At 63.4% G+C, this 15971-nt stretch carries 11 protein-coding genes and 2 pseudogenes; 4 read left to right on the top strand and 9 right to left on the bottom strand.

Annotated features, from left to right (window positions below):
• From EN906_RS06260 to EN906_RS06235, 6 genes are all read right to left on the bottom strand, one after another.
• On the bottom strand, nt 1–407 hold a 407-nt coding region (locus EN906_RS06260; protein ID WP_127375104.1), incomplete at its 3' end, for an ATP-binding cassette domain-containing protein.
• The gene (locus EN906_RS06255) at nt 400–1278 is read right to left on the bottom strand and encodes an ABC transporter ATP-binding protein (protein WP_127269248.1); all 879 of its coding nucleotides are present in this window, start codon (nt 1276–1278) and stop codon (nt 400–402) included. The genes EN906_RS06255 and EN906_RS06260, both read right to left, overlap by 8 nt.
• Nucleotides 1275–2123, bottom strand: a complete 849-nt coding sequence (locus tag EN906_RS06250; RefSeq protein ID WP_127269247.1) for an ABC transporter permease — start codon at nt 2121–2123, stop codon at nt 1275–1277. Before EN906_RS06250 ends, EN906_RS06255 begins: the two co-directional genes overlap by 4 nt.
• Nucleotides 2116–3123, bottom strand: coding sequence for an ABC transporter permease (locus EN906_RS06245; protein ID WP_127269246.1), 1008 nt, complete (start codon nt 3121–3123; stop codon nt 2116–2118). Before EN906_RS06245 ends, EN906_RS06250 begins: the two co-directional genes overlap by 8 nt.
• An 89-nt stretch (nt 3124–3212) precedes the next feature.
• On the bottom strand, nt 3213–4742 hold the full coding sequence (locus tag EN906_RS06240) for an ABC transporter substrate-binding protein (RefSeq protein ID WP_127272536.1): 1530 nt from the start codon (nt 4740–4742) through the stop codon (nt 3213–3215).
• Nucleotides 4743–4852: 110 nt separating this feature from the next.
• Nucleotides 4853–6427 (bottom strand): NAD(P)/FAD-dependent oxidoreductase, encoded by a 1575-nt coding sequence (locus EN906_RS06235; protein WP_127271274.1) that lies wholly within the window; start codon nt 6425–6427, stop codon nt 4853–4855.
• Nucleotides 6428–6546: 119 nt separating this feature from the next.
• Here EN906_RS06235 and EN906_RS06230 point away from each other — a divergent pair.
• Nucleotides 6547–7158: pseudogene (locus tag EN906_RS06230) on the top strand (cyclase family protein); the annotation flags it as partial.
• Here the strand turns inward: EN906_RS06230 and EN906_RS06225 are convergent.
• The 3 genes and pseudogenes from EN906_RS06225 to EN906_RS06215 form a co-directional block, all read right to left on the bottom strand.
• Nucleotides 7138–8268: pseudogene (locus tag EN906_RS06225) on the bottom strand (glutamine synthetase family protein); the annotation flags it as partial. The pseudogenes EN906_RS06230 and EN906_RS06225 overlap by 21 nt on opposite strands.
• Before the next feature lie 87 nt (nt 8269–8355).
• Nucleotides 8356–9918 carry an amino acid permease gene (locus EN906_RS06220; protein ID WP_127268307.1) on the bottom strand — a complete coding sequence of 521 codons (1563 nt, stop codon included), beginning with the start codon at nt 9916–9918 and terminating at the stop codon, nt 8356–8358.
• Nucleotides 9919–9936: 18 nt separating this feature from the next.
• Nucleotides 9937–10755: an N-formylglutamate amidohydrolase gene (locus EN906_RS06215; RefSeq protein WP_127268308.1), complete on the bottom strand. Its 819-nt coding sequence runs from the start codon at nt 10753–10755 to the stop codon at nt 9937–9939.
• 144 nt (nt 10756–10899) lie between these two features.
• On the opposite strand from EN906_RS06215, the gene EN906_RS06210 reads away from it, so the two are divergent.
• From EN906_RS06210 to EN906_RS06200, 3 genes are all read left to right on the top strand, one after another.
• Nucleotides 10900–11727 (top strand): MurR/RpiR family transcriptional regulator, encoded by an 828-nt coding sequence (locus EN906_RS06210; RefSeq protein WP_127271407.1) that lies wholly within the window; start codon nt 10900–10902, stop codon nt 11725–11727.
• A 192-nt stretch (nt 11728–11919) separates the two neighbouring features.
• Nucleotides 11920–13083, top strand: coding sequence for an efflux RND transporter periplasmic adaptor subunit (locus EN906_RS06205; protein ID WP_127271405.1), 1164 nt, complete (start codon nt 11920–11922; stop codon nt 13081–13083).
• The coding region (locus EN906_RS06200) for an efflux RND transporter permease subunit (protein ID WP_164777114.1) at nt 13080–15971 on the top strand (2892 nt) is incomplete at its 3' end. The genes EN906_RS06205 and EN906_RS06200, both read left to right, overlap by 4 nt.

Raw genomic sequence — 15971 nt, 5'->3', positions numbered from 1 at the left:
TCGGCAACGCGCGCCTTGAGATTGTCGCCGAGGCCATTTTGCTTGAGTGGCGCGGCGATAATGCTTGCAATGGTGCGGCGCGGGTTGAGCGACGACATCGGATCTTGGAAAATCATCTGCAGATTGCGCCGCAGTGGCCGCAGTTCCGCTTCCGGCAGATGCGTGATGTCGCGGCCGTCGTAAGTTATGCTGCCGGCGCTCGGTTCCAGCAACCGCACCAGAGCACGGCCGAGCGTCGATTTGCCGGATCCGGATTCGCCGACGATGCCGGTCACCGAGCCCCTGGGCAGGTCGAAATCCAGGCCCTTCAGGATTTCGACCAAGGGCGCGCGGCCGATCAGCGGCTTGCGCGTCATGTCGGGCAGCGCGACCTTCAGCCCGCGCACGGAGAACAACGGTTCAACCATGCGACCGCCTCCAGGCCTGGTCTGCGGCAGCGATCTCTGAAGCAAGCCCTGCGAGGACTTCGTCGTCCACCGGCTTCAGCGAGGCGAAAGGATCGGTGTAGCGTGGCGTCGCCGCCATCAGCGCTCGCGTGTAGGGATGCTGCGGTGCTGCGAAGAGGGCAGCCGTGTCGGCCTCCTCCACCACCTTGCCGGCATAAAGCACCGAGACTCTCTGGCTGATCTTGGCGACGACGCCGAGATCATGGGTGACGAACAGGATCGCCGTGCCATGCTCGCGCTGCAACTGCACGATCAGCCGCAGGATCTGTTTTTGCACGGTCACATCAAGCGCCGTGGTCGGCTCGTCGGCGACGATCAGCCTTGGCTCCGCGGCGAAGGCCGCAGCGATCAGCACGCGCTGGCGCATGCCGCCGGACAGTTCGTGCGGATAGCTTTTCAGCACGCGGTCGGGATCGCGGATTTGCACCTCGTCCAGCAATTGCCGGATGCGGGTATCGGCCTTCTCGCCACTCCAGCCGAGGATGCGCACCAGCCGGTCGGTCATCTGCGAGCCGATGCGCCGCGACGGGTTGAGCGCGGTCAGCGGGTCCTGCGGGATCAGCGCCGTGCGCGCCCCAATCAGCGTGCGTCGTGCCTTGGGCTGCAATTTGCCGAGGTCTTCACCCTCGAGCAGCATGTCGCCTTCGACAATGCGCACGCTCGACGGCAGCACACCGAGCACCGCCTTGCCGATCATCGTCTTGCCGGCGCCGCTTTCGCCGACCAGCGCGCGGACCTCGCCGGGCTGGACGGAGAGCGACACCGAGCGCAATACGCGCTGGCCGTTGGGCAGCACCGCGCTCAAATCCCTGATGTCGAGGCAGGCGCTCATCGCAGCACCGGATCGAAACGCGTCTTCAGCGCCTCGCCGAACTGGCTGAACGACAGCACGGTCAGGATCAGCGTGATCAGCGGGAACACCAGCACCCACCAGGCCTGATGGATCGACAGCCGGCCCTCGGCGATGATGCCTCCCCAGGTCGGATCGTCGGTCGAGATCGACAGATTGACGAAGGACAGGATCGCCTCGACGATAACGGCGATGCCCATTTCCAGCGACAGCAATGCGACGATCGACGGCACCACATTGGGCAGCACTTCGCGCAGCATGATGCCGATGCGGCCGTAGCCGGCAATGCGGGCATTCTCGACATAGTCCATGCGCGACTGACCCATTGTCTCGGCACGGATCACCCGGCAGAAACGCGTCCAGTCGATGATGGCGATGGCCAGGATGACGGAACTCAAGCCCGTGCCGAGCACCGCCACCAGCAATATGGCGAACAGCACCGGCGGAAAGGCCATCCAGACATCGACGACGCGCGAGATGATGCGGTCGGCCCAACCGCCGAAATAGCCTGCGATCAGGCCTAGCGTCGAGCCGACCAGGCACGCAGCGACGGCTGCGGAAAAGGCGACGATGAAGGCGATGCGGCCGCCAAAGATCAGCCTCGACAACAGATCGCGGCCGAGGCTGTCGGTGCCGAGCCAATAGCCGGGTTCGGCTCCATTCATCCAGAATGGCGGCAACCGCTCCAGCATCAGATCCTGCGCCAGCGGATCCTGCGGCGCGACCAGCGGCGCGAAGATTGCCGCCAGAAGCGCCAGCAGCAGCCAGCCGCCGGCCAGCCACAGGCGTGGCGACACACCTCGCCTTCGAGCACGGCCCTCATCCATGGCGCAGCCTCGGATTGAGCAGCGCATACATCATGTCGACGCTGAGATTGATCAGCACGAACAGCAGCGCGAAGACCAGCACGATGCCCTGGATCAGCGGCAGGTCGCGGTTGATGACGGCGTCGATCGCCATATTGCCGAGGCCCTCATAGGAGAACAGCCGTTCGACGATGACGGTGCCGCCGATCAGGAAGGTGAACTGCACGCCGACCAGTGTCAGCGTCGGCAAAGCGGCATTCTTCAAGGCCTCGCGCAGGATGACCTGCGTTTCCGAAAAACCCTTCACCCGTGCCAGCACGACGTAGTCGAGGTCGAGCACTTCCTTCAGCGACTGTTTCAGCAGCTGCGAGATGATTGCTGCCAGCGGCAGCGCCAGCGCCACGGCCGGCATCAGCATGTGCTTCAGCAGATCCCAGGTGAGGTCGAGGCGCAGGCGCAACAGGCTCTCGAACAGATAGAACTGGGTGACGAAGGGCAGGTCCAGTTGCGGCGACACCCGCCCGGAAATGTCGAAGATCGGCACCAGCACGCCGAACAACAGGATCAGCACCAGGCCCCACAGGAAATCGGGAATCGAAAGCGCCGCGCCGCTGGCGATGTCGATGCCGACCTCGACCGCCGTGCCGCGTTCGCGCGCGCCGATGATCGCCGTCGTGCCGCCGATCGCCACCGCCATCACAAGCGCGACGATGGCGAGTTCCAGCGTCGCCGGCAGCCGGTTGAAGACGAGACCCAGCACATCCTGCCGCAGCGAAATCGAAGTGCCGAAATCGCCCCGGGCCACGCCCGACAGCCAGATGAAGAATTGCTGGACGATGGTCTTGTCGAGGCCGTAGAGCGCGCGCAGCCGGGCAATGTCGGCATCCGTCGCGCCGGGCGGCAGCATCATGGCGATCGGATCGCCGGGTGCGACGCGGATCACGACAAAGACGACGACGGCCACGCCGAACAGCGTGATCAGCATCGTCAGAAGGCGGATCAGGAATCGTTGCAGGAGCATGTAAATCTTTGCAGGAGCTCGTTGGCTCGTATGCCGGATAGAAATGCGCGCCGTCGCTATGGACGGCGCGCGGCAATTCCAGGCCGATGTCAGGCCGGGGTCATCAGGGCCGGCAGCAGCGCGCCGGACACATGCTGCACCACATTGACGCCCTTGGCATGCACGATCGGCTGCGCATACTGGATCAGCGGCAGCACATAGGCCTGCTCGGCGATGTATTTGTCGACAGCCTTCCAGCCGGCGATGCGCTTGGCCTCGTCCTTTTCGCCCCACAGCGGGTTGATCATGTCGATCAAATCCTGGCTGTCCCACACCGAATGCGGGCTCGGGCCGTACATGGCAAAGCCGGTCGAGGTGGTCGGATCGCCGATGGCATTGCCCCAATTGTAGAAGGCGGACGGCGCCAGCTTGTCGGCGGCGCGCAGTTCGTAGTGCTTGGCGATCTCGTAGACTTCGATCGTCGCCTCGATGCCGACCTTGCGCCACATGCCGACGATCGCCTGGATCATCTCATAGTCCTTGGGCTTGAAGCCCTTGGTCGTCTGGATGGTGAACTTGACCGGCTTTTCCGGCGAATAGCCGGAAGCGGCGAGCAATTCCTTGGCCTTTTCCGGATTGTGCTCGACCTTGATCGACGCGTCGTAGGATGCGTATTCCGGCGTTTCCAGCGTATCGATCGGCTGGCCGTAGCCGCGCAGCAGGCGATCGACCAGAAGTTTCTTGTCGACGGCCATCACGGCGGCCTGGCGGACGTTCTTGTCCAGCATCGCCTCGATGTCGTTGAAGAAGATCATGCCGATGTCGGAAACGTTCTTGCACGAGCCGGCCAGCCCGTCCTTGGCGATCAGCCGGTCATACTCCTCATAGGGAATTTCGAGCGTCACTTGCGAGGAGCCGGATTCGATCTCGGCGACGCGGCTTGCCGCGTCGGCGACGAACTTGATCGTCACATTCTCGAAGGCCGGCTTGCCGCCCCAATAGTTCGGATTGGCCTTGAGCCGCAGGAAGGCGTTGCGCTCGAACTTTTCCACCATGTAGGGGCCGGTGCCGATCGGCGCCTTCTCGAAACCTTCGGCGCCGACCTTCTCGTAGTAGGCCTTCGGCATGATGTAGCCGGTCAGGAACGACATCCATTTGAAATAGACCGGGTCGAACTGCACGACGTCGCCCGTGATTTTGTTGCCGTCGATCTTGAAGTTGTTGACGTTCTTCCAGACGAACTGGATCGGGTTGCCCGTCTTCTCGTCGCCTGCCCGCTGCAGCGACCAGACGACGTCCTCGGCCGTGAACGGCGAGCCGTCATGCCAGGTCACGCCTTCGCGCACCGTCATCATGATCTTGGTGCGGTCGTCGTTCCAGCCCCATTCGGTGAGCAGGCCAGGCGCGAAGGACAAATCGGGCTTCTGCGGGATGAATTGGTCGAACACCGACTGGTAAAGCCCCTGGATGGTCGGGTTGACGGCCGACGGGCCGGTGGTCGGATCCCAGGATGGCAAGTTGACGTTGTAGGCGATGGTCAGTTCGCCGGCCGCTGCCTTGGCGATCTGCGGCAGGCCGACGGCGGCCGCCCCGAGTGCCGCGGCGCTGTATCCCAGCAATTCACGTCTGTTGATTGTCATGGTCGTTCCCCTTGTTGGTTTTGTTTCTGCGCGGCGTCTTCAGGTCATTGGTTCAGGCTTCTCGGGCAGCAGCGCCTTGCCCCTCGTAGCCTCAAGGAAATCCTCGGCTCCTACCTCCCGCCAAGCTGTTGCGCGAGCATGAAGCCCGACGCCGCACCGGTGCCGGCGCCCGGCCATGTCGCGGCCCCGGTGAGGTGCAGATTGGCCACCGGCGTGTTCCATCCGGCATAGCCGCGCGCCGGGCGGAACAGGAAATTCTGCGCCAGATGATGGCTGCCGCAGACCTGGTCGCCACCGACGAGATTCGGGTTCTCGCGCTCGAGATCGATGGGCGAAAACACGGCCCGGCCGAGGATCTGGTTTCGCAGGCCGGGCGCATAGGTCTCGATGATGTCGAGGACACGCTCGGCGTAGGCTTCCTTCACCTTGTCCCAATGGTCCGGTGCGATCTTGCCGGCGGCATCGCCCAGGATTTCGGCGGGCAGCATGCGCACCTGCACCCACAGCACATGCTTTCCCTGAGGCGCCCGCGATGGGTCGATCGCCGTCGGCTGGCCGACGACCAGCACCGGTTCGTCCGGCAGCATGCCCGCCATCGCATGCTGATAGGTGCGCGACATGGCGTCGAGCGAGGGCGACAGATGCACATAGGCGAACTGCCGAAGCTCCGCTCCGGCACGCCAGTCGGGCAGATCGTCCAGCGCCAGATGGATCATCATCGTGCCCGGTGCGTGGCGGAACTTTTGCATCGCCGAGTCGAAGCCGGCGTCGCCGGAACCATTGGGCAGCAGCTTGCCAGTCAGCGCCTTGGGCGCAACGCCGGCAATGACTGCCCTTGTGGCGGTATGGGTCTCACCGGAAGCAAGCCGCACGCCGGTCGCCCTGCCGGCGGAAACCGTGATCTCGGCCACTCCGGCGCCGGTGACGATCTTGCCTCCAGCAGATGTGACCATGCCCGACAGCGCCTTAATGATGGTGTCGGCGCCGCCTTTGCCCAGCACCATGCCGAAACTCTGGTTGGCCATCGATTCCAGATAGGGGAAGACGGCACCGCCGGCGATGTCGGGCGCGAAGTCGAGATGCATGCCCCAGGTGGCGAGCGTTGCCCTGATATGCGGCGACTCGAAATTCTCCTCCAGCCAGGCGCGGGGCGAGGACAACAGCAGCCGGCCCGTATCGAGCGCCCCGGACATGCCCTTCTTGCGCCACAGGTTCCACGCCGTGCCGGCAAGCGCGCTGGCGCGCATCGGCGATCCCAGCAGCCGGAACAGGTGTTCGGCCTCAGCCGGGAAGGCGGCAACCAGCCTGCGCCATGTCTGGGCGTCGGCGGCGGAGAAGGCGGCGATGCGCGCGGCGGTCTTTTCCAGATCGTTGCTGACGCCGAACCAGCGTCCGTCGGGGAAGGCGCTGGCGAAACAGTCGACGACCGGGGCGAACTCCAGCCCCTGCGCTTTCAATTCATTTGCATATTTCCGGTGGAAGGCCGAGCCGGCGAAGAGGCTCAGATTCATCGCGCCGAAATCGTGGCGGAAGCCGGGAAGGGTGAATTCGCGTGTCTGGACGGCGCCGCCGATTGTTGCACTGCCCTCGAAAATCCCGGTTTTCCAGCCTTTGAGCGCCAAATGCGCGGCGCATGCCAGACTGTTGTGGCCCGCCCCGACAAAGATGGCGTCGAACTCGCTCACGCCTCGTCCCCATTTCCTTTATGCTTAAAGATAATTGCAGATGCATATGTTTTCGTCTAGTAGGATATTAAGGGCCGAGACGAGCCTTGATCATCACACGAAAGAGGGAACTTCAAACCATGGACACCCAAAAACTCCTCGGCGAAGTCGCCGGCCAGCTTCTTTCAGGCGCCATCAAGGTGGTCGACCTGTCGGCGCCACTCGGGCCGGACACGCCGTTGATCAAGCTGCCGCCAGAACTCGCCGTCGACACGCCGAAGGTCGAGATCCACAACATCTCCCGTTACGACAAGAACGGTCCGTGGTGGGCCTGGAACTGGCTGAAGCTCGGCGAGCATTCGGGCACGCATTTCGATGCGCCGCAGCATTGGATCAGCGGCAAGGATTATCCGGACGGCGCCACCGACACCATTCCGGCGCAGAATTTCGTCGGCCCGGTCAATGTCATCGACTGTTCGAAGGAAGCCGCCGCCGACCCCGATTTCCTGCTCACCGTCGACCACATCAAGGCCTGGGAAGCCGAGCATGGCGCGATCAATGCTGGCGAATGGGTGGTGATGCGCACCGACTGGTACAAGCGCAACGGTTCGGAAGCCGAGTTCCTCAACGCCAACGAGACCGGGCCGCACACGCCGGGGCCGACGGCCGAAGCCATCCAGTTCCTGATCAGCAAGGACATCAAGGGCTGGGGCTCGGAGACGATCGGCACGGATGCCGGCAAGGCCGGCGGCGATCAGCGCTGCGAACGCAAGATACGGGTTCAGATCGGCGCCGCCGATGCGGCATTCCATGCGGATGCCCTTGGTGCCCTCGCCGCACAGGCGGAAGCCGGCGGTACGGTTGTCCTCGCTCCACATGATCTTGGTCGGCGCGAAGGTGCCGGCCTGGAAGCGCTTGTAGGAGTTGATGTAGGGCGCCAGGAACCAGGTGAATTCCTTGGCGTATTTGAGCTGGCCGGCGGCCCATTGCTGGCCAAGCGTCGACAGCGTCCAGTCGGCCGCCTTATCGAAGAACAACGGCGTCTTGCCGTCGGCGCTCCACAGCGAATTGTGGATGTGGCTGGAATTGCCGGCGAGCCCGTAATTGTATTTGGACATGAACGAAATCGCCTTGCCCTCGGACTCCGCGATTTCCTTGGCGCCGTTCTTGAGGATGACGTGACGGTCGGCCATGTCGAGCGCCTCGGCGTAGCGCACATTGATCTCTTCCTGACCCGGACCCCACTCGCCCTTGGAATTCTCGATCGGAATGCCGGCCGCTTCCATCTCGTTGCGAAGCCGGCGCATGACGCCCTCTTCCTTGGTGGTGATACCGATCTGGTAGTCGCCGATATAGGGCGATGCGGTATCGAGACCTTGCCAGTGCTTCTTGCGGGCGGAATCGTATGTCTCGTTGAACAGATAGAATTCAAGCTCGGAAGCAAAATAGCCTATATAGCCGCGCTCCGTCAGCCGCTTGACCTGCTTCTTCAAGATGGCGCGCGGCGAATGTGGCAGGTCATCATGGGTGTGGTGGTCGAGCACGTCGCAGATCACGAGTGCGGTCTTTTCCAGCCAGGGAATGCGCCGCAGCGTGGCCAGATCCGGCTTCATGACGAAGTCGCCATAGCCCTTCGACCAGCTCGCCGCCTTATAGCCCGGCACCGGCTCCATATCGATGTCGGCGGCCAGCAGATAGTTGCAGCCATGCGTTTCGTCATGCGCGGAATCGACGAAGTACTGCGCCAGGAAGCGTTTTCCCGCCAGCCGTCCCTGCATGTCGACGATGCAGGCCAGCACGGTGTCGATCTCACCGCTGGAGACCGCTTTCTTCAACTGATCGAACGAGAAATTTCCGGCCATTCCTTTGGCACTCCAGCACTTGTCGATTGAAAGGGATAAACGTAGCCATGGCCGGCGCGAGGCCGGCCATGGCCATATAGGGCGATATCAGGCGCCAGCTTCGCCGATAGCCACCTCGGCTGCCCTGATCGCGGCCTGGCGTTTGGCGATCTGATCACCGATCGGCGGACCCTGGAACCGGCGGTTCTCGAAACCGAACCAAAGCACGGCGGTCAGCAAGATGAAGCCTATGGTGATGTAAAGCACCTTGTCGTTCGGCGGCTGGATGGCGATGTAGAAGATGATCACCATGCCGACAATCGACAGCGCACAGAAGAGCTTGAACAGTCCGGCGCCCAGGTTCCACGGGCCAGGATTAGGCCACTTGGCCGTGCCGAATGCGACCATGCCGAGTGCGATCGGGATTGTGAACGACAGGAACAGGAACACCAGCGTCGAATTGACGACGATGGTGTAGATGTTGGTGCCGCCGATCGAAATAAACTGGGCAAGGAACACATACAGGATTTCGAGGATCGCGGCCGTCCAGATCGCATTGACCGGCGTGCGCCAGGTCGGGTTGACCTTGGCGAGAGCCGCGGAGCCAACGGGCATGCCGCCGTCGCGGGAGAAGGCAAACAGCATGCGCGAAGCCGAGGTCACGGTGGCCAGGCCGCAGAGGAACTGCGAAATCAGGATGGCGAGATAGAGCAGCTCCTTGAGCCACACGGGCAGGATCGCGTCCATCGTCGAGAAGAAGACGCTCCAGCCCTGCTTGGCGCCGGCAGCCAGGTCCGGGATCGCGAGAACGATTGCGCACAGCATCACCCAGCCGATCAGAGACGACCACAGCACCGACGAAATGATCGCCCGCGGAACGGAGTGTGCTGCCTTGACGGTCTCCTCGGAGGTGTGGGCCGAGGCGTCATAGCCGGTGATGGTATAGACGGGCAGAAGCAGGCAGAGCAGGAACAGGTACATCATGGAGTCGGTTTGCGGAAAAACACCGCCGCCCGCATCGCCTGAATAGTTTGTGAACGTCCACAGCCGGCTGATGTCGATTGCCGGTGCGAACACCAGGCAGGCCACGATCAGCACTGCTGTTGCGCCCAGGATAAGAAAGCCCGAAGCATCGGTGAGCATTGCCGTCAGTTTGATGCCGAAATGGTTGAACAGCGCCTGCAGCACGGTGATGAAGGCGACAAACCCGACGATTTCGCCCGGCGTGCCGGTGATGCCGAACCAGCTTCCGAATGTTCCAACGAAGAAGAAAGCGGTGCCGATGTTGATGGCGCCGAGCACGGTGATCAGGCCGAACAGGTTTAGCCAGGCCGTCAGCCAGCCGGTGAAGCGGTTGCCGAGGATCGACGACCAGTGATAGAGGCCGCCGGCGGTTGGAAATGCCGAGGCGATCTGCGCCATGGCAAGGGCGAAGAAGCCCGACACGCAGCAGCCGACGATCCAGCCGATGCCCGCACCTGCGCCGCCGATCGACGATGTGGCTTGCGCGAAGGAGTTGATGCCGCCCGAAAGGATGCAGATGATCGAGAACGATATCGCGAAATTCGAGAAGCGGCTCATGCTTCGCGACAGTTCCTGGGCATAGCCCATGCCGTGGAGAACCTTCAGGTCCTCCTTCTTGTCAACGTCCGTATAATCCGGTCCTGCCATTTTCATTCCCCTGTGGTTCTAATTGGCCGATTGAACTGACTTTCCGACTGAAGGCGATCTGGAATATCCGGCCTCCTCTGGCTCCAGATCCGAAAAAATGCCCGTGAGCAGATCCGCCCATTTCCGCTGCCCGGTCTCGCCGGCGATTTCGTCGTTGCGGATTTCGATCATCGCGCAGGGCAGGCCGCGCGATCGCGCATGCCGTTCCAGCGTGAAATAGACGCGGTCGGCAGGCGAATACGGCTCGTTGACGCCGACGGTGACGCCGGCAAGCCGCTTCAGCGCCGATATCAGCGGCGCCGCCAGCCGGCGATCCTCGTCGTGGATGATGCCGATATGCCAGGGCCGGTTTTTGGATTTGTAGACCGGCGTGAAGGAGTGGACCGAAACCAGCCGCGTTTCCTGACCATGTGACAGCCTGTTGTCGATGATACCGGCAATCGTGTCGTGGAAAGGCTGCCATGACAACGCGACACGCGCCGCCCGCTCGCTTTGCGACAGGCCGGCATTGCCCGGTATGGCCGTTGTCTCACTGACCGGCGGCACCAGGTCGGGCGCGTCGAGCGGCCGATTGCAGTCGATGACAAGGCGCGAAATGCAGGTTTCGACCAGAGTCGCGTCAAGCGCCTGCGCCATGCGGAGGGCAACCGGCAGCGCGCCGGGATCCCAGGCGATGTGGCGCGACAGGTCCTCGGCGGCAAGGCCGAGCGTGCCGAATTCGGCCGGCAGGTAGTTCGAGGCGTGATCGCAGGTCAGCACGAATGGGCTCGATCCGGCGGGGTTCGTCACCCTCACGGTATCAGACGATGCAAGGCTGGCGGGCCGTGCTTTCTCCATACTCTGCCGTCCCCGGGGAGCGCTGTATCGTATGTTACGTATTTTGCCTCATTGCGTCCCTGTGGATGATTTCATACAGTTTGTCCGGCTTTGTCAAATGCGATCTCGGAAAAGGCCTTCGGCCGAGCCAGAGGTGGGGAAAACATGATTTCCAGCATTGCCGAACTGATCGCCGATCGCCTCGGCACGATGCCGGCCGGCGAACGGCGCGCGGCCCAGACACTGATCGCCAACTATCCGATGATCGGCCTGAAAACGGTCGCTGAATTCTCGGCCGCGGCGGGCGTCTCCTCGCCGACGATCCTGCGTTTCGTCGCCCGGCTGGGCTTTCAGAACTATCCGGAATTCCAGTCGAGCCTGCAGGACGAACTGGCGGCGCAACTGCAATCGCCGGCGACAAGGACACTCAACCCGCCCTCGCCTGGCGGCGGCACGGTGTCGCCGATGCTGGAAGCGACGCTCGACAACATGCGCGAGACGTTCAGGCACCTGTCCGACAAGCAGCTTGCCGACATCGCCGCCCGGCTAGCGGACCGGCGCGGCAAGACCTTCCTGATCGGCGGCCGCTTCACCGATCCGCTGGCGCGCTACATGGCCGCCCACCTCGCCGTCATCCAGCCGGATGTCTTTCACCTCGCCGGGCAGGAGAGCATGTGGCGCGACCGGCTGATCGACATGGGCAAGCGCGACGTGCTGGTGATCTTCGACATCAGGCGCTACCAGGACAGCCTCGTCCGCTTCGCCGAGAAGGCGCATCAGCGTGGCGTCCAGATCGTGCTGTTCACCGACCAGTGGCTGTCGCCGATCGCCCGCTTTGCTCGTCATGTTATCGCCGGACGAACCGCGGTGCCGTCGGCATGGGACTCTTCGGCTGCCCTTTTCGTTGTCGCCGAAACGCTGATCGGCGCCGTCACCAGGCAACTGGAAGCAGAAGGCGCCAAACGCATTCGCGAGATGGAAAGTCTGCGTTAGTGCCTGTGCGACGATCCAAAGCGTTACGCATATTTTCTCAAAGGTTACATATATTTAATGTGCGCAGCCCCCGGAGAATTGTCATAAAGACGCGATATCGAGGCGGCTTCTTTGCCTTACAATAGCCTCGCTGCGTCTGCTTCATTCGGGAAACCGGTAGACGGAAGGATTGTTTTACCAACCGGAGTGCCGATGGCCGCCTGGAAACAGATACTTTTTGCACTTGTGGTGCTGGTGGTGGCGGCAGCCGCCTGGCTGCGCTTTTATCCCGGCGCGCCGGACGTGCTGGCACGCTGGGGCATCGACTGGGCCTCCGCGGCAACGCCCCCGGCTGAGACCGGCACCGCCAACGCGAAGCAGGCAAACGGCCGTAATGGCGGCAACCAGCGGGTGAACGTGGTCGCCCTTGCGGCCACTTCGGCTGTTATCAACGACCGCCTGCAGGCAATCGGCACCGGCCGTGCCAACGCCTCGGTGACCGTCAATCCCTACAGCTCCGGCCGCCTCGCCGAACTGCTGGTCGAATCCGGCAGCCATGTCGATAAGGGACAGATCCTCGCCACCCTGGATTCCGAGACCGAAGTGATCTCTCAGGACCGCGCCAAGCTCGCCTTGCAGGATGCGCAGGCCAAACTCGACCGCGTCAGGTCGCTTCGTGCCTCCAATGCCGCGACACCAGTCGCAGTGGCCGATGCCGAAGTGGTCTTGGCCGGCGCCAAGCTGGCGCTTCAGGATGCGGAACTGGCGCTGCAGCGCCGGTCGATACTGGCACCGATCGCTGGCACCGTCGGCATCCTGCCGATCTCGGCCGGCAATTATGTCACCAACCAGTCGGCCATCGCCACGCTCGACGACCGGTCCTCAATCCTGGTCGATTTCCTAGTGCCCGAGCGCTTCGCTGCCGCCGTCAAGGTCGGCGCACAATTGACGGCGACGCCGATCGCCAATCCCAGCAACGCTTATAGCGGCACCGTTTCGGCCATCGACAACCACATCGATGAAAAGAGCCGCACCCTGCTGGTCAAGGCCAAGATCGCCAACCCTGCGGATTCGTTGCGCGCCGGCATGTCGTTCGGCATCACCATGAAATTTCCGGGGCAAATCTATCCGGCCGTCAGCCCGCTGGCGATCCTGTGGGGGTCGGACGGCGCCTATGTCTGGCAGATCGAGGATGGCAAGGCCAGGCGGGTCCCGGTGCGCATCATACAGCGCAACACCGAGACCGTGCTGATCGACGCCGAGATCGACAATGGCGACATGGTGGTCACAGAGGGCACCCAGAGCGTCAGCGAGGGCGGCGCGGTCCGCCTTGCAGGTGAAGAGCAGCGCGCCGCGGACGCCGCCGCAGGCACATGACCAGCCCCGCCAACACTGCCAGCGAGACCGGCTTCACCGCCCTGTTCATCCGCAGGCCGGTGATGGCCTTCGTGCTGAACACACTGATTGCGGTCGCCGGCCTGGCCGCCTTCTACGGCGTCGAGATCCGCGAACTGCCTGATGTCGATCGCGCGGTCGTCACCGTTTCCACCACCTTCGAGGGCGCGGCGGCCGAGACCGTCGATCGCGAGCTGACCGACACCATCGAGGGCGCCGTCGCCCGCGTCTCCGGCGTCAAGTCGATCTCGTCGTCTTCCTCATTCGGCTCAAGCCGCGTCACCATCGAGTTCAACGATGGCGTCGATCTGAATGTCGCCGCCTCGGACGTGCGTGATGCCGTCGGCCGCGTCGCCAACCAGATGCCGGACACCGCCGATCCGCCGCGCATCGTCAAGGCCGACGCCAATTCCGACCCGGTGATGCGGCTGGCGGTGACCTCGGACAACATGTCGATCCAGGACATGACCGTGGTGGTCCAGGACCAGATCGAGGACGAGTTGGCCGCCGTGCCCGGCGTTGCCGACGTCCAGGTCTATGGCGACCGCGACAAGATCTTCCGCATCGACGTCGATCAGAACAAGCTGGCCAGCCTCGGCTTCACGGTTGCCGACCTCAGGGCCGCCCTTGCCTCGGTCGCCTTCGATTCCCCCGCAGGTTCGATCACCACGACCAACCAGGACCTGATCGTCCGCACGACTGCCGACGTCACCACGCCGGGAGAGTTCGAAAACATCATCATCGGCGGCACGACGCGCATCCGCGATGTCGCCACCGTCACACTCGGCCCCGACGTTGGCCAGACCACATTGCGCTCGGATGGCAAGACCGGCATCGGCATCGGCATCATCCGCCAGGCGGAATCGAACACGTTGGACATCTCGACCGGCGTCCAGTCCGCCGTCGCCAAGCTGCAGGAAAACCTGCCCAAGGGCATGTCGATCAAGATCACCAGCGACGACGCGGTCTTCGTCAAGGGCGCGGTGCACGAGGTCGAGATCGCGCTCGGCCTGTCCGTCACCATGGTGCTGATCGTCATCTATGTGTTTCTCCTAGACTGGCGCGCGACGCTGATCCCCGGCCTGGCGATGCCGGTCGCCATGATCGGCACCATCGCCGCCATCTATCTGGCCGGCTTCTCGGTCAACATCCTGACCCTGCTCGCGCTGGTGCTGGCGACCGGCCTGGTCGTCGACGACGCCATCGTCGTGCTCGAAAACATTGTGCGACGACGCAACGAAGGCATGGGACCGCGTGCGGCCGCTGTGCTTGGCGCGCAGGAAGTGTTCTTTGCCGTTATTGCCACCACCTTGACGCTGGTCGCCGTCTTCGTGCCGATTTCGTTCCTGCCCGGCCAGACTGGCGGCTTGTTCCGCGAATTCGGCTTCGTGCTTGCCATGTCGGTGCTCTTGTCCTGCGTGGTCGCGTTGACGCTGTGCCCGATGCTCGCCTCGCGCATGCTGACCGGCGCATCGCTCCACCACGAAGGTGGCCATGGCATCGGCGCCCGCATCGGCGGCGCGCTCAATACGGCTTACAAGCGCAGCCTGCACGCCTGCCTCGACGCGCCATGGATCGTGCTTCTGGTCGCGGTGCTGTTCGCCGGCACCGCCTTCACGCTGTTCGGCACCATCCGCCAGGAGCTGACGCCGACCGAGGACCGCGCTGCCGTGCTTCTGCGCATCAGCGCCCCGCAAGGCGTCAGCCTCGACTACACAACGCAGCAGATGCAGAAGATCGAGAGACTGATCCAGCCGATGCGCGATTCCGGCGAGATCCGCAGCACTTTCGAGAACGCCGGCCAGAACGGCTCCTACAACTCCGGCTTCATGGTGATGACGCTGGCGCCGTGGAACGAGCGCAGCCGCAGCCAGCAGGAGATCATGGCCGAGATCAGCCAGCTGACCAGGCAGGTGCCGAGCGTGCGCATCTTCCCGGTCCAGCCCAACAGCCTCGGTATCCGCGGCGCCGGCAACGGCCTGCAGTTCGCGCTGGTCGGCAACGACCGCAAGGCGCTCGGCGATGCCGCCGTGAAGATCATCGCCGAGATGCAGAAGGACCCGCGCTTCCAGACACCGCGCCTGTCCATCGACCCGACGCAGCCGCAACTCGCCGTGGCCATCGACCGCGAGCGCGCCTCTGACCTCGGCATCGACATATCGGGACTGGCCAACACCCTGCAGGCCATGCTCGACGGCAACGACGTCGTCGACGTCTACATCGCCGACCGCAGCTACGGCGTGAAGCTGGTCTCGACCACCAATCCGATCAACGATCCGACGGATCTGGAGAACATCTTCCTGAAAACAGCCGACGGACGTTTCGTGCCGATGTCGACCATCGCCACGCTGACCGAACGCGCCGTGCCGCCGTCGCTGTCGCGCGAACAGCAGCAGCCCTCTGTGGCGATCACGTCCAACCTCAGCGGCGACTTCGCGCTTGGCGATGCGCTCACCCGCGCCGAGCAAATCGCCACGCCGCTGCTGCCGCCAGGCAGCCGCATCCTGCCGCTGGCCGAGGCGGCGACGCTGGGCGAGACCAACAGCGCCATGGTCACCATTTTCGGCTTCGCGCTGGTCATCATCCTTTTGGTGCTGGCCGCCCAGTTCGAAAGTTTTGTCAGCGCCGTCATCATCATGGCGACGGTGCCGCTAGGGCTGGCCTGTGCGATTTTCGCGCTTCTCCTCTCGGGCACCAGTCTCAACGCCTACAGCCAGATCGGCCTGGTGCTTTTGGTCGGCGTCATGGCCAAGAACGGCATCCTGATCGTCGAATTCGCCAACCAGTTGCGCGACCGCGGGCTTGGCGTGCGCGAGGCGATCGAACAGGCCTCGATCATCCGCGTGCGGCCGGTGATGATGACGATGATC

This window comes from Mesorhizobium sp. M7A.F.Ca.CA.004.06.1.1 (genome assembly GCF_003999135.1).
Taxonomy (GTDB): domain Bacteria; phylum Pseudomonadota; class Alphaproteobacteria; order Rhizobiales; family Rhizobiaceae; genus Mesorhizobium.
Note: the sequence above shows the minus strand (reverse complement) of the source record. Positions and strands in the feature narration are given on the sequence as shown.

What these genes read in the sequence shown, in the direction of transcription:
- EN906_RS06255 (WP_127269248.1), bottom strand. Translation starts at nt 1,278, where the DNA reads ATGAGCGCCTGCCTCGACATCAGGGATTTGAGCGCGGTGCTGCCCAAC.
- EN906_RS06250 (WP_127269247.1), bottom strand. Translation starts at nt 2,123, where the DNA reads ATGGATGAGGGCCGTGCTCGAAGGCGAGGTGTGTCGCCACGCCTGTGG.
- EN906_RS06245 (WP_127269246.1), bottom strand. Translation starts at nt 3,123, where the DNA reads ATGCTCCTGCAACGATTCCTGATCCGCCTTCTGACGATGCTGATCACG.
- EN906_RS06240 (WP_127272536.1), bottom strand. Translation starts at nt 4,742, where the DNA reads ATGACAATCAACAGACGTGAATTGCTGGGATACAGCGCCGCGGCACTC.
- EN906_RS06220 (WP_127268307.1), bottom strand. Translation starts at nt 9,918, where the DNA reads ATGGCAGGACCGGATTATACGGACGTTGACAAGAAGGAGGACCTGAAG.
- EN906_RS06215 (WP_127268308.1), bottom strand. Translation starts at nt 10,755, where the DNA reads ATGGAGAAAGCACGGCCCGCCAGCCTTGCATCGTCTGATACCGTGAGG.
- EN906_RS06210 (WP_127271407.1), top strand. Translation starts at nt 10,900, where the DNA reads ATGATTTCCAGCATTGCCGAACTGATCGCCGATCGCCTCGGCACGATG.
- EN906_RS06205 (WP_127271405.1), top strand. Translation starts at nt 11,920, where the DNA reads ATGGCCGCCTGGAAACAGATACTTTTTGCACTTGTGGTGCTGGTGGTG.